Source organism: Hymenobacter sublimis (assembly GCF_023101345.1).
Taxonomy (GTDB): Bacteria; Bacteroidota; Bacteroidia; order Cytophagales; family Hymenobacteraceae; genus Hymenobacter; species Hymenobacter sublimis.
In genome coordinates this window covers 2339149-2359876 of sequence record NZ_CP095848.1, presented here as the reverse complement: position 1 = coordinate 2359876, position 20728 = coordinate 2339149, and the positions used below count along the sequence as shown (strand labels likewise).

The window sequence follows — 20728 nt, the reverse complement described above, 5'->3', positions numbered from 1 at the left end:
GGCGCCAGCCGTTAGAGCGGAAACTGCCGCCGCAGCTGCTGGTAGCCGGGGTGGTCATCGAGGCTGGTGAGGCTCTCGAACATGCTGATAAAGGTGCGCACCAGCTCCGGATCCGTCGACTGCATGGCGCGGGTTTCGGCTACCCGATCCAGGTTGTACTGGCCCAGAAATATCACTAGGGCCCGGAAAGGCTCCTTGGCTTCGGCGTTGAAGCGCAGCAAGAGCTGGAAGGGCAGCACTGGCAGCTGCTGGTGCGGCTCCACGCCGGCGGCCCGCTGTTCCGGGTGCTCGGCAAGGGTAGTAAACGTGTCCTGAATCTGGCGCAGCGTGGCGCAGTGCTGCTCCCGGTGCTCCTGCCAGTGCTCGTCGGCTACGGGTGCCTCCGGGTGAAACTGCTGCCACACGCCCTCCACGAAATGGTGCAGCCGGCCGTGCTGGTCGCGGGTGGGTGGTAGGGCATCGGGTGTTTCGTCGGCGGCCAGCGTAGCCAGGTAAAACTCGCGCGCGTCGCGGGCCCGCTCCAGCAGTAGGTCATGAATACGGTCGGTGAGGGCGCGCATCTCCCGCTGGTTGAGGGCCGGATGGTGATGGCGAGCGTAGAAAGTACCAATGGCTGCCGAGTCGGTCATGATGGCCAAGTACTCACTACCTTCCGCTTCGGCCAGAAACTTCGCTACTTCCTGCATAATCGGCTCGAAGCCCTTGTGCAGCTCCCGGGTGGCGTCGCTGATAGTTACTACGGCGTTTTTGATCTGTTCCTCTACCGCATTGCTGCTTTGCACTAATTGCCGAGTTTCGTGGGCTAGGGCTTGCATCTGCCTGAGGGCTTCATCGGTATTGCGCGAAGCATCATCGGCCGCCTTCCAGCTGTGAAACGCCACAAACAGCCCCAGGAAAGAGGCCACGCTGCCCACAATGGAGTAGTGCCCATTCACGGCCTCAAAGGCCGTGAGGCCCAGCACCGACAAGGCCAGAAACAACGCCAAGTAAAACGCCGAGCTTTTGCTGGGGTTGAAGAGAAAGGAAGGCCGCATAGGCGGTAAAAATGCGGATTAATAAGTACTACTGCTAAAGCTTCGCGGCTTGGCAGGGCAAAGGTGGTTGATACTGGTACCTAGTTGCCTCATTCCTCGCCCCTACCCTCGCTTGCTGCGCGACATGGGGAGAGGGGAACTAGGTCGTGTGAATAGTTAGAACTCGTCAATTTCACAAGGTTGTCATGCAGAGCGCAGCGAAGCATCTCGCGTGCTGACGTTACTATACTACCTCAACGATTCAAGCGAGATGCTTCGCTACGCTCTGCATGACGGCCTTTGTAACATTTGCTCAGTTGTCTTCTACCTCCTAAATCTTTCCTCCTAGCTTCTAAATAACTAGTTCCCCTCTCCCCATGTCGCGCAGCAAGCGAGGGTAGGGGCGAGGAATGAGGCAACCAATGCTAGGCTGCCTTGACACTCCGCCCTAACCAAGCAACGGGAGCTAGACACTAGCCCGAAAGCAAAGTTGCGCCTGCTGCGCCGTATCACCCGCTTCTTTCCCGACCTTTGCAGCCTTACCCCGAATTTTGCTACCTGCTTTCCTATGGCCGATAACCGCCGCTCCGCCCCATTTTACATGACTGCCACTACCCAGTTTGGGCTGGAAGAAGTGCTAGCCGAGGAGCTGCGTCAGCTTGGGGCGAAAATTGAAAAGGTAGGCCAGCGAGCCATTGAGTTTACTGGCGACACCCAGCTGCTCTACGAGGCCTGCCTGTGGTGCCGCACGGCCATGCGCATCCTGCGGCCCTTCGCCGGTTTCTACGCCCGCGACGAAAAAGCCCTCTACCGCGAAGTAAGCCGCATCGACTGGCAGCGCTTTATCCGGCCCGACCAAACCTTTGCCATCACGGCCGTCGTGAACAAGTCCACGTTCGAGCATTCCCTGTTCGTGGCCCAGCTCACCAAGGATGCCATCGTGGACCAGTTCCGCAACCGCACCGGCTCGCGCCCCAGCGTGGACGTGAAAAACCCCGACATCCGGCTGCACCTGCACATGATTGAGAACGAGGTGACCCTGAGCCTCGACGCCTCCGGGGAGTCGTTGCACAAGCGCGGCTACCGCCAGCAAACCAACGTGGCCCCGCTCAACGAAGCCCTAGCCGCGGGCCTGCTGCTGCTCACCGGCTGGGACGGCCGCAAGCCCCTCATCGACCCCATGTGCGGCTCCGGTACCCTGCTCACCGAGGCTGCCCTGATTGCCCAGCGCATTGCCCCCGGCCTTTACCACCAGGGCAAATTCGGTTTTGAAAACTGGGCCGATTTCGACGCCGCCCTCTGGGAATCAGTGCAGCTCGACGCTCGCCAGGCCCGCCTGGAGGAGCCCCAGGCCTACCTTGCCGGTTCCGATTTATCCCGCGAATTCATCGAACTGGCCCGCGAAAACGTGGCCGCCGCCGATTTGGAAGACTTTATCCGGCTGGGCGTGCGCGACGTGCGTGAGGCCAAGGCGCCCGCCAAGGAAGAGCCCGGCATCGTCATCATGAATCCGCCCTACGGGGAGCGAATTGGGGAGGAAGCCGAAATGGATGCCCTCTACAAAACCATCGGCGACACCTTGAAATCCGGCTTCCAGGGCTACGACGCCTACATCTTCACTGGCAACCTGGAGGCCGCCAAGCGCATCGGCCTGAAAGCCTCCCGCCGCATTCCCCTCTACAACGGCCCCATCGACTGCCGCCTGCTCAAGTATGAACTCTACCAGGGTACCCGTAAGATAAAGTAGGGTAGGAGGGTAGGCGGATTTGAGGGTATGAGTGTTTAAGGGTAGGAGGGTGATTTTGGGAATTTATATACGTCTGCCAGCCTGAGCAGCGCGCAGGACCTTATCACGTCAGTACGACAGCCGTTCTAACGTGATAAGGTCCTGCACTCTGCTCAGGATGACAAGCAAATGGATGGATGTTTTGTACTACCTCCTAGTTACCCCAGGTACTGTTGGCAGGCTTCCACGCAGGCGCGGCAGGCGGTGGCGCAGTCTTGGCAGTGTTGGTCTTGGTGCTGGCTGCATTCTTCGGCGCACTTTTGGCACACCTCCATGCACTCCCGCATCAGATGCTTGGCGTGCTCTGAGTCGCGGGCAACAAGGCGGGCCGTGAGGGCGCAGATGTCGGCGCAGTCCCGGTCGAGGCGGATGCAGGCGGCCATCATGTGCACATGTTCTTCGCTCAGGCAGGCGGTAGCGCAGTACTCGCAGGTAGCCACGCAACGGTTCAAGGCATCCAGAATAACAACACGCTGGGCCGGGGCAGCAGGGGAGGTAGGCATGGCAACGAGGAGCTACATGAAAGAAAAAGACTACCTGCTTGTACGACAGCAGGCTCGGGCCGGGTGTGCACGATTCTGCCGCCAGAGTGCACCTTTTCCGCGGACCATTGGTTATTTTCATTCTTTCACCCCGCCGCGTTTAGCCCTATCTTTACCCCATGTTATTTGCTGCCGAACCACTCGCTCCTACCCTTGAATCTGCCCGCCGGGTATTAAAAAAATACTACGGCTACGACTCCTTCCGGCCCATGCAGGAAGACATCATCGGCAACATCATGGGCGGGCAGGATACGGTGGTGCTCATGCCTACTGGGGGCGGCAAAAGCATCTGTTTTCAGGTACCGGCCGTGGTGCAGGAGGGCGTGTGCGTGGTCGTTTCGCCCCTGATTGCCCTGATGAAGGACCAGGTGGAAGCCCTGAAAGCCAACGGTATTTCGGCCGCCTATATCAACAGCAGCGTGGGCCAGAGCGAGCAGAACAACATTGCCGCCGACTGCCTGAACGGCTACCTCAAGCTGCTCTACGTCTCGCCCGAAAAGCTCCTTTCGGAAGGCTTTCTGACCTTCCTGCGGCGCCTGCGCATCAGCATGTTTGCCATTGATGAGGCCCACTGCATCAGCTCCTGGGGCCACGACTTCCGGCCCGAGTACACCCAGCTGCGGGTGTTGCGCGAGCAGTTTCCCGCCACGCCCATCATTGCCCTTACCGCCACCGCCGACCGTCTCACCCAGCGCGATATTCAGCAGCAGTTGCGCCTGAGTAATCCGCGGGTGTTTCTCTCTTCCTTCGACCGGCCCAACCTCAACCTGATTGTGCGCCCCGGCCAGGATCGGGTAGGTGGCATTCTGGAGTTTCTGGAGCGCCACCAGGGCGAGGCGGGCATCATTTACTGCCTCTCGCGCAAGCAGTGCGAAACCCTGGCCCAGAAAATCCAGGCCAAGGGTATTAAGGCTGGTTACTATCACGCCGGCATGACGCCCAACCAGCGCGGGGCCGTGCAGGAAGCCTTCCTCAAAGACGACTTGCAGGTAATTGTGGCCACTATTGCCTTTGGCATGGGCATCGACAAGAGCAACGTGCGCTGGGTGATTCATTACAACCTGCCCAAAAACATCGAGGGCTACTACCAGGAAATAGGCCGCGCCGGCCGCGACGGCGCCCCCGCCACGGCCGTGCTGTTCTACTCCTTCGGCGACGTGATGAGCCTGCGCGACATGCTCACGAAGGAAAACCCCAACCTTACCCAGCTCAACCTCACCAAGCTGGAGCGCATGCAGCAGTTTGCCGAAGCGGCCTCCTGCCGCCGCAAAATTTTGCTCAATTACTTCGGTGAAACCCTGGCCACCGACTGCGGCAACTGCGACATCTGCCGCAACCCGCCTACCACCTTCGACGGTACAGAACTGGCCCAGAAGGCTTTGTCGGCGGTGGTGCGCGGGCGGGAGCGGATGAGCATCAACCTGCTCATTGACGTGCTGCGCGGCATGCGCAACCAAGCCGTGCTCAGCCAGGGCCTCGACCAAATCAAAACCTACGGCGCCGGCCGCGACCTGGCCTACCTCGACTGGTATAGCTACATCCATCAGATGCTCAACGATGGGTTGCTTTACATTGCCTACGAGGAAGGCTACGCACTGAAAATCACGGAGTTGGGCCGAGAGGTGCTGCAAGGCCAGCGCACCCTACCCATGAAGAAGTTTCAGCCTGCCGAGAAGGCTGAAAAAGCGCCGCGCGGCCGCAAAGCCGCGGCTCCCACCAAGGCAGCACCCGTTAGCCGCGAGGCCCAGCTGTTCGAGGCCCTGCGCACCCTGCGCAAGCGCATTGCCGACGAGCAAGGCGTGCCGCCCTACGTTATCTTCACCGACTCTACCCTGCAGGAAATGGCAACGGAGCGGCCTATCAACCGGGTGGCCATGCTCAGCATTTCGGGGGTAGGCATGAAGAAGTTCGAAACCTACGGGGACGCCTTTATCCGGGAGGTGCTGGCCCACGGCGGCAACCCAGCGGCCGCCGCGGCCGAGCTGGACTTCGACGACGATGCGGTTAGCCTCGACCCGGATGACTACAGCACGGCCGCCAAGACTGCTACCCGTAAAAAGGAAGCTAAAGAGCCCAAAGAAGCTGCTACCGAGGTAAATGGCACTATGGAAACTACCCACCAGCTCCACCGTATGGGGCTGAGCGTGGAGGCCATTGCCCAGCGCCGGGACTTGGCCGTATCTACGGTGCAAACCCACCTGACCACTTGCTACGCCAAAGGCCTGGAGCTGCGCATCGAGGACTTCCTGAAACCCCAGGAGCTGGCCGAAATCCAAACGGCCCAGGCCCAGCTCGGCGGTAGTCCCATGCTCCGCGACCTGTTCGACCACTTGCGCGAGCAGTACGACTACTTCCGCCTGCGCCTGGCCCTGATGTACTTTAAGAAGCTGCGCGGAGAGTAGGAGGTGGCCTCGTGGCCCTCACAACTCGCGCTCAGTCAAGCACTAGGTAGGCGGTGGCGTAAGCGGGCTATTGTAGCAGCGAAAAAGGCTAGGCTAATCACTAGGAGTGTGGAAAGTAACACGCGTCGCTTGCTGGGACCAGACAGTCGTAGTAGAATAGTAAGCGCGCCAAAAAAAATTAGCAAAAATTCAAGCTAATTGAATTAGTATTCGCGTAGTACGGTTTGTACCTTCGTGAGCCGGTACCTGTTTGCCGTTGCAGCCATTTCTCCCGGCTCCCCCTGCGTTATGATTAACACTAACCTCAAATTCTGGCGGCGCGAACTGAGCCTTACGCAGGCGCAGATGGCCGAAAAACTAGGAATTAAACGCTCCTTGGTGGGCGCTTACGAAGAAGGCCGCGCGGAGCCTAAGCTCGCGACCCTCGTGAACATGGCCCGCCTATTCGGCATCTCCCTCGACGCCCTGGTAACCACTGACTTTAGCAAGAAAAAGAATGCTAAAGCCGTGCTCCAACTGCAGGCCCAGACGGCCGCTGCTACCACGGAAGCCGCTACCGCGCGCACTAGCAATAACCTGCGCATTCTGGCCCTCACTGTTGACCGGGAACAGAACGAAAATATCGAACTGGTGCCCCAGAAGGCTGCGGCCGGCTACCTCAACGGCTACGCCGATCCAGAATACTTAGAAGAGCTGCCCAAGTTCCGTCTGCCTATGTTGGGCAATACGGGCACCTACCGCGCCTTCGAAATTGCCGGCGACTCTATGCTACCCATTGCCAGCGGCACCGTCATCGTAGGCCGTTACGTGGATGACTGGATGAGCATTAAGGACGGGACTCCGTGCATTGTGGTGAGTTCCAAGGAGGGCATCGTGTTTAAGCGCGTGTTCAACCGCCTGAAGGACGCCGCCATGCTGGCCCTGCACTCCGATAACCCGCTGTATTCGCCCTACCAGATTGATGTGGAGGACGTAGTAGAAATCTGGGAAGCCAAGGCCTACATCAGCAGCACCTTCCCCATTGCTGACCTGTCGCTGAACCGCCTCGCCAGCATTGTGTTGGATCTGCAGCAGCAGGTAAGCACCATGAAGAAAGTATAAGTGAGGCTGCCTCGTTTGGAATACCCGCTCAGCCTTGGCTGAGCGGGTATTTTGCGTTTATCGGGGCCCATGAGTGGCCTGAAATTTCCGTCACTGACCGGGGAATATCTATTCAATCCGATTCATCGTTTAACTAACCATGCCTGCGCCGCGTAAGCGCAACGCAACCACCAACGAACGAATACTCCCCGATGCTTAAGCTCCTTCCCGCTACCGACCGCCATCATGCTGCTCCCGTGAACTGGCTCAGCAGCTACTTTCTCTTCAGCTTCGCCGATTATTACGACCCGCAAAACCTGCATTTCGGGCCCCTGCGCGTGTTTAATGATGATACTATTCAGGGCAATGCGGGCTTTCCGCAGCATCCGCACTCCGAAATGGAGATTGTGACCCTGGTGCTGGATGGGGAGTTGACGCACGCGGACACCATGGGCAACAAGTCAACCATAAAAAAAGGGGAGGTGCAGCGCATGACGGCCGGTACTGGTCTGGCTCACTCCGAGCAGAATGCCACCGACAAGCCCGCCCACATCTACCAGCTGTGGTTTATTCCGAACCAGAAGGGCCTCTCGCCCAGCTACGAGCAGAAGGACGTAGATTTCCTGGACAAAAAGAATGAGTTGGTGCCCCTGGTATCGGGCCAAAAAGTGCTGGAAGACGTGGTGTACATGAATTCCAATACTACCATTTACTGGTGCAACCTGGCGGAAGGTAAAACGGTGACCTTCAAAACGTTTCCCATTCGTAATACCTTCATTTACGTGAAAGAAGGCACGCTGTACATCAACGGCGTAGATATCGGACCCAATGACCAGGTTCGGTCAACGGATGAGAATGTGCTGGAAATCCAGGCCAGCAAAGACGCGCAGTTCATCCTTATCGATCTGCCCGGCAGCGAGGCGAACTACTAAGCCTTGCTTTCCTGCAACCTTCCAACCTTCCGGCGGGTTGGCAGTTAGAAGCTAACTGCCAACCCGCCGTTTTGCTTATAAGTCCGTTATGACGAATATTTTTCCCGACCGCCTGGTACCCGAAAATGAAACGGCGCGCCTGCGCACGCTTCATCTGTACCAAATTGTAAACACCACGCCGGAGAAAATTTTCGATGACTATGTGGCCTGGGCGGCGCAGCTATTTAATACGCCCATCTCCCTGATTTCCTTTGTGGATGATGACTACGTGCACTTTAAGGCCGTAACCGGGGCCGAAGGCGTACCGGGACTGCCTCGCACGGAAAGCATGTGCTCGGCCGCCATTCTGCCCGACATGCCGGTTGTAACCACTGACTACTCGGCCGAGGGCTGCCGCCTGATCAGCCCGGATGTGGCACAGACTCTAGGGTTAAACTTTTACGCCGGCTCCGCCCTGCGCATGCCCGATGGAGCCCGCATTGGGATGATGGCCGTAATTGGCCGGGAGCACCGCACGCTCTCGGGCGCCGAGGAAGAGGTGCTGACTCGCTTAGCCCACCTGGTAAGCCAGACGGTGGAGCTGCGGTTTCAGTACTTGCAGGCCCAGCAGGACGACCTGTGGCAGGAGGCCCAGCAGGAACTCGCCGAAACGCTCGACGACAACGCTACCCTTACCCGCTACCTCAGCACCCGCAACCACGGCATCAACCTCGACGATACGGAGGTGCAGGATCTGGTGCTGCGCCGCCTCACGGGGGTAGAAAAGGTGCTGGATCGGCGCCTACGGGAAGCGCCCACCGCCGCATAAGTAGCAAATACCACGCACGAAAAAGCCGGCCCATCTGGGCCGGCTTTTTCGTGCTTTACCGCAAGCGTTAGTTCAAACGAAAGAGCTACATCGTGTACTTGCGGCCTTTGTTCTGCTGCTTGAGGTAGGTCATCAAGGGCTGGAAGTACTCGACCATGGCCCGGGCCGAAAGGTCTTCACCGGTTTTTTCCTTGAGTACGGCGCGCCAGTCTTTGCTGGAGCCGGGGCGCATGATGTCGGCCAGGAATTGGCCTACCTCCTTGCTGCCGTAGTAGTTAGTGGCGTGCGGATCCTGCTTCAGGATTTTCTTGGCAATGTGGTCGTGGAGCTGGAACAGGATGACGTAGGACAGGGCGTAGTCGTAGTACTGGGCCGGGTCGTCGTTAATGTGGGTTTTGGTGGCCGGGTCAAGGTAATTTTCGCCGCGCGTGGTGGGCGGCACAATGCCCTGGTACTGCTTGGCCAACTGCCACCAGCGGGCGTTCAGCTGGTCAGCGGATAATTTGTCGGCGTAGAAGCTGTTTTCCCACTCACTCATTACGCCCGAGGCAAAAGGAATGAACACAGCGTAGTTCAGGGCTTCCTTGAGCAGCGTCTGCGTTTCATCCGTTTTCGCCTTCGGGTCGATCAGGCCCAGGCCGGCTAGGAAAGGCTTTTGAGTAGCGGCCAGGCCCATCAGGGAACCCATGGCTTCGTGGTAGCCGCGGTTGGCTCCCTGGCGCAGCAGCGGCGGCACGTCGGGGTTGGTGTAGGTGAGGTAGTAGTAGATGTGGCCCAGCTCGTGGTGGGTGGTTTCGTACCACTCGGTGTTGCCTTCCACGCTCATCAGGCTGCGCACGTCCTGGTTCAGGTCCATGTGCCAGGCCGAGGCGTGGTTGTTCTTCTTATAGGTGGCATCCTTGGGCAGGGGGTAGAGGCTCGACTTCTCCCAGAACACGGCCGGCAGGGCTTGAAAACCAAGGCTTTGGTAGAAGCGCTCGGCCTGCTTTACTTGCCACTCGGCGCCTTTCTTGGCCAGCACGGGGTCGATGTTCAGGCCCTTTACTTCCACCATGGCGCTCCAGTCCTGGCCCCAGCGGTTGGGCAGCCAGGAGGCGGGCAGGTAGTCAGGTACTTGTTTCACGCCGTATTTCTTGGCCAGCTCGTAGCGGGCGTAGGTGTGCAGTTCCCGGTAGAGGGGGCGTAGCTCCTCATTGATGCGGCGCACCAGCGTCATCATTTCCTCCCGGCTCATGCCGTAGTCGGAGGCCTGGTAGGTGAAGTAGTCGGGGTAGCCCAGGGCCTGCACGGTTTGATTGCGCAGGTCGCGCAGGTTCAGCAGGCCATCCTTGAGGGTAGGGCCGATGGCCTTGCTGGCCTCCCAAATCTGCTGACGCTTCAGGGGGTTGTTCTCCTTGCGCAGCAGCTCGTCCAAGTCGTTGGTCGTCACCGATTTGCCCTGGTACTTGTAGTCGAAGCCGTAGAGCTTTTCCGTCTGCTGGGTTTCGGCTTTGATGCGGCGCTTTACTACGTCGGCAATGGTTTGGGGCGAGTTGGCGGCGTTGTAGAGGGCGGTTTGCAGCTGCTTTACCTGCAGTTCCGTTAGCTCCTGCTTGTGTTCCAGCAGCTCGCGGAGGCGCTGAATGTTCTGGGCCGAGCCAGTGAAGGCCGCCATACGCTCATTGGCCCGGGCCGTGGCTCCAGAGTTGGCCGTGTCGCCGGTCACAATGCGCGTATTGGAGCGCCACTCCGCCTCCGACGATTGGGCGTACAGGCGCTGGTATTGAGCGGAATAGTCCTTCAAGAATGCCTCCGCCTGCTCCTGCCAGTTTGGGGCAACGGGCTGGGTAGCAGCTTCGGGGGCGGTAGTGGGTGGGGTAGTGGCAGCCGTGGGCGTCTTGGCCGTGGGGGCGCAAGCGGTCAGCACCGCGGCGGTAAGGGTGGGAAGGAGGTACTTTTTCATTGGGAAGTGGAAAGCTTCAGAACAACGTCAGGGTAGACGAAGGTACATAGCCCATCGGTTTAAGCCGCAACCGGAAGTGCGTACCAGCTGTCAGAGCGCGGCAAGAAGGGGGGCGGGGCACCTATATCAGCGCCTTACCGCGTTGCACATTGTCCTGGCGAGGAAGTACGACGCCATCCGTCCTGACCAACATATTACCCCTCGAAACGTGACAAGCCCTCAACGCTGGCATACGTCAAGGGCTTGTCACATTTCTAGGATTGTCACAGCAGAGAGGAAGGATGGCGTCGTCGTGCTTCCTCGCCAGGACAGTCGAGGTCTTATGCGGCCTGCTCCTGCTGCAGCAAGTGGCAGTCTTTGTACTTCTTGCCGCTGCCGCAGGGACAGGGCGAGTTGCGGCCGAACTTACGTCGGGTGCGCAGGCTCCGGATCCACTCGCGCGGGTCCACGGCCAGGCGCAGGAAGCGCTTTTTGGGGTTCTGGCGCAGGGCTCGGCTTAGGAGCTGGTACAGCTCGGGGTGGTGTTCCTGCAGCTTTTCGGGCTTCTCGAAGAAATACTCCGTTACCACGGCAAAGAACTCGGCCTCGTTGGTGCCCGCGTAATCGTTGATTTCGGAGCTGCCGGCCCGGATGGCGGCTATTTCGCGTTGCATCACGGCTTCCCACTCGGGGCGCAGCTCGGCGGGTAGGGCCAGGGCCGGCACGCCGTCAATCACGCCATCGGCCTCGTCCAGCAAGTGCGCAAACTCATGAATACCCACGTTCTGCTTGTCTAGGGCATCCTTGAAGCCCTGCTCCAGGGAGGTTTTCGACAGGCGCATGTAGTGGGACGTCTGAAAGCCTTGCACGCTACCCAGCAGGGTGCCTTCCAGACCTACGAATTCCTTGTTGGGGTCACGCTGTTGGGTCCAGGCGTCGGGCACTACCAGCACCTCGCTCAGGTTGGCGTATTCCCAGTCGGGAAAGCCGAAGACGGGAATGACGGCCGAGGCGGCTACCAGCACCCGGGTCGTTTCGTCGATGTCGGTTTGAATGCCCGTAATGGGCGTTTGGGCCAGAAACACCTGCACCTTTTTCTCGAAGCGCTGCTTGTCCTTGGCCGTGAGCGAGAGGTAAAAGGCCACCCGCTCAGCGAGAATCTGCCGCCACTCGGCCGGAAATTCAGCGGCTACCGCGGCTTGTTTCAGGCGCGACTCGCGGGTCAGGTACCGGTAGAAGAGGAAGGCTACGCCCGCTACCAGGGCGGCAAAAATGAAATACTGCATGAGCCGCTAAACGAGCGGCTGGCGGCCAGGTTGTGCCCGCGGGCCTCGGAAGGCTACGGTACCTCCGGGCCCAGCTGCTCGCGCAGCCGCTCCCGCAGCAAATCCAGCAGAATATGGTCCATGAACTGAAATTTATCGGGGATGCGCAGGTTGATGATGCGCTTGCCCGCCAGCTCCTCACCGAACTTCTGCTGCAGAATTTCGGTGTGCTTGCGCTCCATCACCAGCACCACATCGGCCCAGCCCAGGTGCCCGGCCGTAACGCGCACCCGGGCTCCCGGCTCCGTGCCGGCTGAGCGGGCCTCGTAGTGCGGGTGGTGGTCAAAAAGTCGCTCGGCGGTAAGGCTGCGCCAGCGGTTCTGGCTGCAGACGAACAGAAGCTTTTGGGGCGCGGAAGCGGCGGAAGAAAGATCCAAGGCAATACTACGTAGGTCGAACAGCCGCAAAGTAGCGCCGGCAAGGCCGCGAACCTAGCCCCAATTAGTGCGCTTCTGCGTATGCTACGGAGCAGCTTTCAGCTTAGGGCCCTCGGCCTGGGTAGGGGCGCACTCTGCACTTCCAGGCGAGAGGTTCCGCTTGGAGGTTCTTGGTAAGAATGATAAGTTAGGCTTTCTGCCCTGTCCATGCCGTCGTTGCCGTCATCCTCTCCCCAGCGCCACCACCTGTACGCCGCTTGGTCCGACGAGGCCTTGGTGCGGGCTCTGGGCAACGACGACAGCCGGGCCTTTGCCGAGATATACGAGCGGTACTGGGAGCTGCTGCTAGGCGTGGCTTACCGCAAGCTGCACTCCCGGGAAGCGGCCGAGGAACTGGTGCAGGACTTGTTCACTACCCTCTGGCAGCGGCGCAGTACCCAGCAAATCCAGACCCTGAAAAGCTACCTACTGCGGGCCGTGAAATATCGGGTAATCGACCTACTGAAAGCCCGCCTGACCCAGGCCAGCTACCTGACCCACTCCCGCCAGCACGTAACCACCGAGGACCACAGTACCGAAGAAACCGTGGCCGCCGACGACCTGTCCCTGGCCCTGCTCTCCAGCCTGACGCGCCTGCCGGAGCACACCCGCGAGGTGTTCCGCCTAAGCCGGCTGGAGCACCAATCGGTGCCGGAAATTGCGGAACACCTGAACCTCTCGCGCAAAACTGTGGAGTACCACCTAACCCGCGCCCTCCGGGTGCTACGCGTAAGCCTGCGCGATTTTCTGGCCCTGGTGCTCGTGTGGTTGTGGTAGGTTAATTACCTTAATTTCAGATAGTTATAGCTGATGCTATTCCGGTGCCAGGGTGGCTGCCGGTTTTTTTATGAATTTTTTTCTGGAGGGCGGCTAGGGTGTTAGGCCAGTTAATCGACTGTACCAATAGCCCGCCCTCCTGTCTTTCGCTGCAAGGCCATGAAACACCCCGACTTACTCAACCTCTTACAGCGGTACCAGCAAGGCGAGTGCACGCCCGAAGAAAAACGGGTAGTAGAACACTGGTATGACCTGTTGGGCCACGAGCAGCCCCCACTTACGCTCACGCCCACTGAGCGCCAGGCGCTGCGGGCCTCGCTGTGGCAACGCATTGAAAACCAAACCCTCGACGCGGAAGATGTAAGTCCGCCGGCGGCTGGGCCCTGGTACGCGGGCCGGTGGCGCTGGGCTGCGGCGGCCGCCCTGGCCTTGGGGCTGGGGGTAGGGGCCCAGCAGCTCCGGCAGCCGGCCACTGCCCCGGCCGAGGTGAGCGTAGCTACCATCACACCGCGCCCCGCTACCGGCTGGCAAACCTACCGCAACACCACGGCGCAGCCCCAGCTTGTGCAGCTCTCCGATGGTAGCCGCGTGCGGGTGTCAGCAGGAGGGCAGCTGAAGTATCCGCGCCGCTTTGCCAGCCAGCACCGCACCGTATACTTGGTAGGAGAGGCCTTCTTCCGTATTGCCCACGATAAGGCGCACCCATTCCGCGTGTACACCAACGAGGTAGTGACTACCGTGCTGGGTACCAGCTTTCTGGTTAAGGCCCCGGCCGGCCGGGGGCCAGTAGTCGTGAAAGTGCGCACGGGCCGGGTGCAGGTGCGCCCCCTGAGCCCGGCCAACGCCGCGGCCACGGAGCCGGTGGGGGTTGTGGTGCTGCCCAATCAGCAGGCCGTGTACTCGCCGGCCCGCCACGAGTTGCAGCGCGAGTTAGTCGCCCAACCCGTGCAGCTGGCGGCCCAGTCGTTTGCCTTCGACGACCGGCCGGTGCCGGAGGTATTGGCGGCCCTGGAAAAAGCCTATGGTGTTGACATCGAGTACGATGCTCAGGCCCTGGCAGCCTGCACCGTCACCCTGAACCTGCAGAACGAATCCCTGTACGGCAAGCTGGATGTGCTCTGCAAAACCCTGGGCGCCAGCTACGAGAAATCGGCAACCCATCTGGTATTTCGCAGCCCCGGCTGCTCCGGTCACTAGCTTTTTTTAGAACCTCACTTCGTCACCCTACCTGCTGCCTATGAGTTACTAGCGCTTCTCTTGCCCCTGCTCTCCGCGGGTGCGGCAAGTCCCATCCGGTTGCTCTAGCGAAAAACCGGTCTGCCGCGCCTCTCGCCCCGCGCGAACTGCCTTACCAGCCGTGAGCTTTCCATCCATTCCCACCTTCCGCATGAAAAATCCCCTACACTTTCCTTCCCCGCATCTGCTGAAGCGGGCGGCGCTGTTGCAGCCCTTGTGCATTGCGGCGCTCAGCAGCCTGGCCACCGCCGCGGCCCTACCCTCCGCCGCCCAGCAGTACCTGGAGCAGCCCATCACCCTGCAGGCCCAGGACGAGACCATGCACGCGGTCCTGACCAAAATTGAAAGCCAAACCAACGTTCGGTTTCAGTACAGCCGCCAGCTGATTGGGGCCGGCCGCCGGGTATCAATTCAGGCTACTGGCCAACCCCTGGGCCAAGTGCTGCACCTGCTCTTCGACCCGTTGCGTATTGCCTATGAGCCCCTGCCCGGCGGTATTGTGCTCAAGCCCGCCGCGGCCGCCGACATTACGGTAAGTGGCCGCGTGGTAGATGAAAAAGGCGCCGCCCTGCCCGGGGTGAACGTGGTGGTGAAGGGCTCCAGCACCGGCACCCAAACCGATGCTGACGGCCGCTACACCCTCACGGCCCCCGATAACGCCACCCTGATATTTTCCTTCGTGGGCTTCACCTCCCAGGAAGTACCCGTTAGCGGCCGCACTACCGTGGACGTGGCCCTGGGCTCCGACTCTCAGGCCCTGAGCGAGGTAGTGGTGGTGGGCTACGGCACCCAACGCAAGCAGGACGTGACCGGGGCCGTGGCCCGCATTGAAGCCGCCGAAATTGTCAACCAGCCGGTGCAGACGCCCACCCAGGCCCTGCAGGGCAAAACCGCCGGCGTGCAGATTACCACCGATGGCACCCCCAACGCCCAACCCACGGTGCGCATCCGGGGTACGGGCACGCTGCTGGCCGGGGCCAACCCGCTCTACGTGGTGGATGGGGTGCAAACCACCGACATCCGCAACCTAAGCAACGCGGATATTGAGACGATTGACGTGCTTAAAGACGCCTCAGCCGCGGCCATTTACGGGGTGCGCGGGGCCAACGGGGTTATCATTGTCACCACCAAGAAAGGCAAGCAGGGCAAGCCGGTGCTGAGCTACAATACCACCGTGGGCTTTAAGCAAGCCGCGCGCAAGGTAGAAATGGCCGACGCCGGCCAGTACACGGACTACCTGCGCAGCACCTCGCCCGACGTGACCCTGCCCGCCAGCACCGGCAGCACCGACTGGTACGACCAGATTCTGCGGCGGGCTATGTACCAGAACCACAACCTGGCCGTGTCGGGGGCCAATGAGAGCGTGCGCTACTACTTCAGCGGCAACCTCTTGCAGGATGATGGCATTGCCATTCAGAATAAGTTTTCCCGCCTGACAGTGCGCTCCAACACCGACTTCACCATCTCGCCCAAGTTTAGCGTCAATTCCCAGGCCTCGTTCAGCCGGGCCAACACCCGCGACGTGAACTTTGGCACGGCCTTCCAGAACGCCTACCGCGCCGCGCCCATTATTACCGCCAAGGAAGGGGGGCGCTACGGCAATACCTCGGCCTTCGGCAACGTAGGCAACCCTCTGCTCGACATCGAGAAGAACAACAACCGTTCCTACGAAAACCGCCTGCAGGGCAACGTGGGGCTGAACTTCCTGCCCGTGGAAGGCCTGACGCTTCGTTCGGCCATCAACGTGGACCTGAACTTCACCAACCGCCGCATCTACGATTACCAGTACCTAAACGACGAGGCTACCTTCCTGGCTTCGGGCGGCAACCAGCGCAACCCCCAAAGCACGCTCAACGTGGAGCAGCGCACTCGTTCGCGCTACCTCTGGGAAAACACGGCAACCTACCAGCGCGTCTTCGCCGAAAAGCACAACCTGACGTTGCTAGCCGGTACGGTGGTGGAAGAAGGCAATGTCAATTCCATTTCCGGCAGCCGCCGCAACGTGCCCGAAGACCCCAATCAGTGGTACCTGACTACCGGCGACCCGAACACGAGCGTGAACGGCGCCCCCGAATTAGGCAAAGACCGCCGTCTGTCTTTCCTGGGCCGCATCAATTACGCCTTCGCCGACAAGTACCTACTTACTACCAACCTGCGCTACGACGGAACTTCCCGGTTTAACTCAGAGCAGCGCTGGGGCCTATTCCCGTCCCTGGGTCTGGGCTGGGTACTCACCGAAGAAGGCTTCCTGAAGGACCAGAACGTACTCAACTTCCTGAAGCTGCGCGCCAGCTACGGCCAACTTGGCAACGACCAAATTGACGCCAACTCCTACATTACTACGGCCGAAACCAACATTCCCTACGTGTTCAACAATACGCCGGTGCTCGGGGCCGTCATCAGCCAAATCAAGGACCGGAACGTGCGCTGGGAGGTTACTACGGAGTACGACGCGGCCGTGGAGTTTGCTACCCTCGACAACCACCTGAGCGGCGAGCTGACTTACTACCGCAAGAAAACCTCCGATGCCCTGATTCCGGTCAATATTCCGGCTCTGTTTGGCGACCCGGACAACCAGTACATTACCAACGCCGCCGACATCAGCAACCGCGGGGTAGAAGCGGCTCTGAACTGGCGCGCCGACATCGGGGAGAACTTCTCCTACAACTTCGGGGTGAATGCCACCTTCAATAAAAACCGCATTGAGAACCTGAACGGCGGGCAGGCTCTGTTTGGCGGCCCCCGCGACGTCACGCGCTCCGACAACGGGGTAGCAGCCGGCTCTTTCTACGTGCTGCGGGCGGTGGGCGTGTTCCAGAACCAGGCCGAAATCGATGCATATCCCAAGTATACCTTCCTGACTCCGCGCCCCGGCGACCTGAAGTACGCCGACACCAACGGCGACGGCACCATTGACCCCAACGACCGGGTGTACGCCGGTTCTTACCAGCCGCCCATGTACTTCGGCATCAACGGGGGGCTCAACTTCCGGGGGCTGGACTTCTCCTTCGTCTTCTCCGGCAACGTCAACAACGACGTGTACAATGCCAAGAAGCAGGCGAGCGGGGCCGTGACCGACAACGTGGAGGCCGAGTTTGCCCGCAACCGCTGGACGGAGGCCAACCCCTCCCAGACCAACCCCTACGCCATCCGGAGCAACACCCCAAACTCCACCTATTTCATTGAGTCAGGCTCCTACCTGCGCCTGAACAATCTGGTACTGGGTTACACTTTTCCCGCTGACCTCACCAAGCGGGCGCATGTTTCCTCGTTGCGGGTGTTTGCCACGGGCCAGAATCTGTTCACGGTCACCAACTACTCAGGCTTTACGCCGGAGCTGCCCGGTGGCCCCTTGGATGCGGGCATCGAAGCCACTACCTATCCCACCAGCCGCACCCTGGCCCTGGGTCTCAATGTTAATTTCTAAGCTCGTCGTCTGATGAAAGCCATAGCAACTATCCTTTCCCGGCGCGTGTACCTGGCGGCGCTGGGCCTAGCCCTTACGGCCGGTGCCGTGGGCTGCAAAGATTTCTTGGAGGTAGCGCCCCAGGGCCAACTCACCGAAGACCAGATCCGCACCGACCCCGCCGCCGCCCAGAAGCTCGTGGATGGGGTGTACAACACCATGTACCTGGGCGGATTCGGCCCCGACATTCACGGCCTGCAGTTCGTGGTGCTGACCGATATTGCCTCCGATGACTCCGACAAGGGCAGCTCGCCCCAGGACTACTCGCCGGCCGCCGAGGTGGACAACTTCACGCTCAACTCCACCAACGACATCGTGAACAATGCCTGGAAGGGCTATTTCCAGGGCATCAACCGCGCCAACCAGGCCCTCGATAAAATTCCCCTGAGCCCCGCCCCGGAGGCCACGCGCAACCGCCTGATCGGGGAGGTGCGCTTCCTGCGCGGCTACTTCTACTTTAACATGGTGCGCCTGTTTGGGGGCTTGCCCAAACTAGACCGGGTGCCGGCTGCCTCAGAAATCAATAACCCCGAGTTGCAGAGGCGGGCCACGGCCCAAGAAATTTACCAGCTCATTATTGATGATCTGCAGTTTGCAGCCACCAACCTGCCCCTGAAGGGTGCCACCGAAACCGGCCGGGCTACCAAAGCCGCTGCTCAGGCCATGCTGGCCAAGGTGTACCTCTACCAGAAAAACTACCAGCAGGCCTTTGCCCTCACCAACGAAATCATCCAGGGCACCTCGGGGGCCTACGGGCTGTACCCGCGCTACGAGGAAATCTGGCGGGAGGTAGGGGCCAACAGCCAAGAGTCTATTTTCGAGGTGCAAACGGGCGTCAATTCAGCTTGTAACAACTCGGCCGTAAACCTGTACACCGTCAGCCAGGGCCCGCGCTCCGGGGGGCGCGGCGGCTGGGCCGACTTAGGCTTCGGGTTCAACTCGCCTACCCAGCAGCTGGCCGACGCCTACGAGCCCGGCGACCGGCGCCGAGCCGGTAGCATCATCTTTATTACCACGGCCCGCACCGGCACGGTACTCTGGGACGGATTCCGGATTCCGAGCAAGGACTCGGTGGAAAATTTCCGCTACAGCTATAAGGCCTACCACAGCCGCACCCAGGAGCGCAATTGCGGCAATAATGACTACCTGCCCAAAAACATCCGGGTGATGCGCTACGCCGAGGTGCTGCTCATTAACGCCGAAGCCGCCCTGCAGACTGGCAACGCCGGCGCGGCCCTGACCAACGTGAACCTTGTACGTACCCGCGCCGGCCTCGCGCCCCGCACCAGCATCACGCTGCCGCAGATCTGGCAGGAGCGCCGGGTGGAACTGGCCCTGGAGCACGACCGGTTCTTTGACCTCGTGCGCCAGGAAAGCGTGCAGCCCGGCCGCATTGTGCCCCTGTTCGCGGCTCAGGGCAAAACCTTTGTAAAGGGTAAACATGAGCTGTTCCCCATTCCACAGCAGCAAATTGACCTCAGCGGCGGCCAACTCACCCAGAACCCCGGCTACTAAGCTGTTTCGTTGGTAGATACCGACCTTTTAAAACTAGCTCCCCTCCTCAGGTAAGAAGGGGAGCTAGTTCTGCTGACGTCGTCCCGTTATCGAAGTCGAAGACCAGAGGTAAAAACACTCTATGAAAACAACCCTTCTCGCACTTCTCCTGTGCCTGCTCTGGCCCGGCTTGCTCCGGGCCCAGCAGAAGCCAGCCGCCAAAAAAGCCCCTGCTACTACTGTCAAATTCGACCCAAAGCAACGCCCCAAAAACCTCACCGACGAGCAGCTCCTGGACTTGGTGCAGCGCCAAACGTTTCGGTACTTCTGGGACTTTGGGCACCCCGTGTCGGGTATGGCGCGGGAGCGGAGCAACGTGGCCTATGACTACGGCAGCGAGGTAGTAACCACCGGCGGCACGGGCTTCGGCATCATGGCCATCATTGTGGCGGCCGAGCGCAAGTGGATTCCGCGGGAAGAAGCGGCGGCCCGCATCTACAAAATCGTGCGGTTTCTGGAGAAGTCCGACTCCTTTCACGGCGTGTATCCGCACTGGCTAAATGGGGCGACGGGCAAGGTCATTCGCTTCAGCCAAAAGGACGATGGCGGCGACTTGGTGGAGACTTCCTTTCTGTTTGAGGGCCTGATCTGCGCCCGCCAGTACTTTACCGGTGAAAGCGCCACGGAGCGGGATCTGCGCAACCACATCCTCTGGATGTGGGAAGGAGTGGAGTGGAACTGGCATACCCAAGGCGGGCAGAACGTGCTGTACTGGCACTGGAGCCCCAACAACGGCTGGAGCATGAACCACCAGATTCACGGTTGGAACGAGTGCCTAATCACCTACGTGCTGGCCGCCTCCTCACCCAAATACGCCATCGACAAAAAGGTGTACGACCAGGGCTGGGCCACCGGCGACTACTTCAAAAACGGCAAGGAGTTCTACCAAACCAAGCTGCCCCTGGGTTTCGACTACGGCGGGCCACTTTTCTTCTCGCACTATACCTTCCTGGGCCTGGACCCGCGCGGCCTCAAAGACCAGTACGCCGACTACTGGCAGCAAAACCAGGCCCACACCCGCATCAACTACGCCTACTGCGTGGCTAACCCCAAGCAGTACAAAGGTTACGGCCCCAACAGCTGGGGCCTTACCGCCTCCGACAGCTACCAGGGCTACGCCGCCCACTCGCCCACCGAGGACCTGGGCGTGATTTCACCCACCGCGGCCCTCTCGGCCATGCCTTACGCCCCTAAGGAGTCGATGGCGGCCCTCAAGCACTTTTACTTCGATTTGGGCGACCAAATCTGGAGTGAGTACGGCTTCGTGGATGGCTTCAGTGAGCACCACAACTGGTACGCCAAGTCGCACCTAGCCATCGACCAGGGCCCCATCGTGGGCATGATTGAAAATCACCGCACCGGCCTGCTTTGGCGCCTGTTCATGAGCAGCCCTGACGTGCAGCGCGGCCTCGGGAAGCTAGGCTTTGAAGGCGCGCCGGTGAAGAAGTAAGCTGCCTTGCTGAAGTATAA

The 20728-nt window shown here is 60.2% G+C and carries 15 protein-coding genes; 10 read left to right on the top strand and 5 right to left on the bottom strand.

Translation table 11 applies throughout. From position 1 onward, the window contains the following. Nucleotides 1-11 precede the first annotated feature (11 nt). A complete protein-coding gene (locus tag MWH26_RS09895; protein ID WP_247974137.1) occupies nucleotides 12-1034 on the bottom strand; it encodes a hypothetical protein in 1023 nt (340 codons plus the stop codon). Between the two features lie 547 nt (nucleotides 1035-1581). Here MWH26_RS09895 and MWH26_RS09890 point away from each other — a divergent pair. Further along, nucleotides 1582-2760: a THUMP domain-containing class I SAM-dependent RNA methyltransferase gene (locus MWH26_RS09890; RefSeq protein WP_244696453.1), complete on the top strand. Its 1179-nt coding sequence runs from the start codon at nucleotides 1582-1584 to the stop codon at nucleotides 2758-2760. A 197-nt stretch (nucleotides 2761-2957) separates the two neighbouring features. Here MWH26_RS09890 and MWH26_RS09885 read toward each other — a convergent pair whose 3' ends face one another. Beyond that, the gene (locus MWH26_RS09885; RefSeq protein ID WP_247974136.1) at nucleotides 2958-3302 is read right to left on the bottom strand and encodes a four-helix bundle copper-binding protein; all 345 of its coding nucleotides are present in this window, start codon (nucleotides 3300-3302) and stop codon (nucleotides 2958-2960) included. Between the two features lie 158 nt (nucleotides 3303-3460). Here MWH26_RS09885 and recQ point away from each other — a divergent pair, with 158 nt between their 5' ends. From recQ to MWH26_RS09865, 4 genes are all read left to right on the top strand, one after another. Beyond that, nucleotides 3461-5743, top strand: a complete 2283-nt coding sequence (recQ, locus tag MWH26_RS09880; protein WP_247974135.1) for a DNA helicase RecQ — start codon at nucleotides 3461-3463, stop codon at nucleotides 5741-5743. A 288-nt stretch (nucleotides 5744-6031) separates the two neighbouring features. Next, nucleotides 6032-6844: an XRE family transcriptional regulator gene (locus MWH26_RS09875; RefSeq protein WP_244696451.1), complete on the top strand. Its 813-nt coding sequence runs from the start codon at nucleotides 6032-6034 to the stop codon at nucleotides 6842-6844. 191 nt (nucleotides 6845-7035) lie between these two features. Continuing rightward, nucleotides 7036-7755: a pirin family protein gene (locus MWH26_RS09870; RefSeq protein ID WP_247974134.1), complete on the top strand. Its 720-nt coding sequence runs from the start codon at nucleotides 7036-7038 to the stop codon at nucleotides 7753-7755. Nucleotides 7756-7843: 88 nt separating this feature from the next. Further along, nucleotides 7844-8563, top strand: a complete 720-nt coding sequence (locus tag MWH26_RS09865) for a GAF domain-containing protein (RefSeq protein WP_244696449.1) — start codon at nucleotides 7844-7846, stop codon at nucleotides 8561-8563. A gap of 85 nt (nucleotides 8564-8648) precedes the next feature. Here MWH26_RS09865 and MWH26_RS09860 read toward each other — a convergent pair whose 3' ends face one another. The 3 genes from MWH26_RS09860 to MWH26_RS09850 form a co-directional block, all read right to left on the bottom strand. After that, a complete protein-coding gene (locus tag MWH26_RS09860; RefSeq protein WP_247974133.1) occupies nucleotides 8649-10505 on the bottom strand; it encodes a M2 family metallopeptidase in 1857 nt (618 codons plus the stop codon). A 320-nt stretch (nucleotides 10506-10825) separates the two neighbouring features. After that, nucleotides 10826-11770, bottom strand: a complete 945-nt coding sequence (locus tag MWH26_RS09855; protein ID WP_244696448.1) for a zinc-dependent peptidase — start codon at nucleotides 11768-11770, stop codon at nucleotides 10826-10828. A gap of 53 nt (nucleotides 11771-11823) precedes the next feature. Then, nucleotides 11824-12186, bottom strand: coding sequence for a low molecular weight protein tyrosine phosphatase family protein (locus MWH26_RS09850; RefSeq protein WP_247974132.1), 363 nt, complete (start codon nucleotides 12184-12186; stop codon nucleotides 11824-11826). Nucleotides 12187-12393: 207 nt separating this feature from the next. On the opposite strand from MWH26_RS09850, the gene MWH26_RS09845 reads away from it, so the two are divergent. The 5 genes from MWH26_RS09845 (at nucleotide 12394) to MWH26_RS09820 (ending at nucleotide 20708) form a co-directional block, all read left to right on the top strand. Continuing rightward, complete coding sequence (locus MWH26_RS09845; protein ID WP_244696446.1) at nucleotides 12394-13002, top strand: RNA polymerase sigma factor; 609 nt, start codon at nucleotides 12394-12396, stop codon at nucleotides 13000-13002. A 159-nt stretch (nucleotides 13003-13161) separates the two neighbouring features. Continuing rightward, nucleotides 13162-14199, top strand: a complete 1038-nt coding sequence (locus MWH26_RS09835; protein WP_247974131.1) for a FecR family protein — start codon at nucleotides 13162-13164, stop codon at nucleotides 14197-14199. A gap of 190 nt (nucleotides 14200-14389) precedes the next feature. Continuing rightward, the gene (locus tag MWH26_RS09830; RefSeq protein ID WP_247974130.1) at nucleotides 14390-17665 is read left to right on the top strand and encodes a SusC/RagA family TonB-linked outer membrane protein; all 3276 of its coding nucleotides are present in this window, start codon (nucleotides 14390-14392) and stop codon (nucleotides 17663-17665) included. 12 nt (nucleotides 17666-17677) lie between these two features. After that, nucleotides 17678-19219, top strand: coding sequence for a RagB/SusD family nutrient uptake outer membrane protein (locus tag MWH26_RS09825; RefSeq protein ID WP_247974129.1), 1542 nt, complete (start codon nucleotides 17678-17680; stop codon nucleotides 19217-19219). A gap of 121 nt (nucleotides 19220-19340) precedes the next feature. Further along, complete coding sequence (locus MWH26_RS09820; protein ID WP_247974128.1) at nucleotides 19341-20708, top strand: glucoamylase family protein; 1368 nt, start codon at nucleotides 19341-19343, stop codon at nucleotides 20706-20708. Nucleotides 20709-20728: the final 20 nt, after the last annotated feature.

Bases quoted from the DNA above. Each gene is read 5' to 3' on its own strand.
- recQ (WP_247974135.1), top strand. From the start codon at position 3,461: ATGTTATTTGCTGCCGAACCACTCGCTCCTACCCTTGAATCTGCCCGC.
- MWH26_RS09890 (WP_244696453.1), top strand. From the start codon at position 1,582: ATGGCCGATAACCGCCGCTCCGCCCCATTTTACATGACTGCCACTACC.
- MWH26_RS09885 (WP_247974136.1), bottom strand. From the start codon at position 3,302: ATGCCTACCTCCCCTGCTGCCCCGGCCCAGCGTGTTGTTATTCTGGAT.
- MWH26_RS09830 (WP_247974130.1), top strand. From the start codon at position 14,390: ATGAAAAATCCCCTACACTTTCCTTCCCCGCATCTGCTGAAGCGGGCG.
- MWH26_RS09870 (WP_247974134.1), top strand. From the start codon at position 7,036: ATGCTTAAGCTCCTTCCCGCTACCGACCGCCATCATGCTGCTCCCGTG.
- MWH26_RS09855 (WP_244696448.1), bottom strand. From the start codon at position 11,770: ATGCAGTATTTCATTTTTGCCGCCCTGGTAGCGGGCGTAGCCTTCCTC.
- MWH26_RS09875 (WP_244696451.1), top strand. From the start codon at position 6,032: ATGATTAACACTAACCTCAAATTCTGGCGGCGCGAACTGAGCCTTACG.
- MWH26_RS09860 (WP_247974133.1), bottom strand. From the start codon at position 10,505: ATGAAAAAGTACCTCCTTCCCACCCTTACCGCCGCGGTGCTGACCGCT.
- MWH26_RS09895 (WP_247974137.1), bottom strand. From the start codon at position 1,034: ATGCGGCCTTCCTTTCTCTTCAACCCCAGCAAAAGCTCGGCGTTTTAC.
- MWH26_RS09820 (WP_247974128.1), top strand. From the start codon at position 19,341: ATGAAAACAACCCTTCTCGCACTTCTCCTGTGCCTGCTCTGGCCCGGC.
- MWH26_RS09825 (WP_247974129.1), top strand. From the start codon at position 17,678: ATGAAAGCCATAGCAACTATCCTTTCCCGGCGCGTGTACCTGGCGGCG.
- MWH26_RS09835 (WP_247974131.1), top strand. From the start codon at position 13,162: ATGAAACACCCCGACTTACTCAACCTCTTACAGCGGTACCAGCAAGGC.
- MWH26_RS09865 (WP_244696449.1), top strand. From the start codon at position 7,844: ATGACGAATATTTTTCCCGACCGCCTGGTACCCGAAAATGAAACGGCG.
- MWH26_RS09845 (WP_244696446.1), top strand. From the start codon at position 12,394: ATGCCGTCGTTGCCGTCATCCTCTCCCCAGCGCCACCACCTGTACGCC.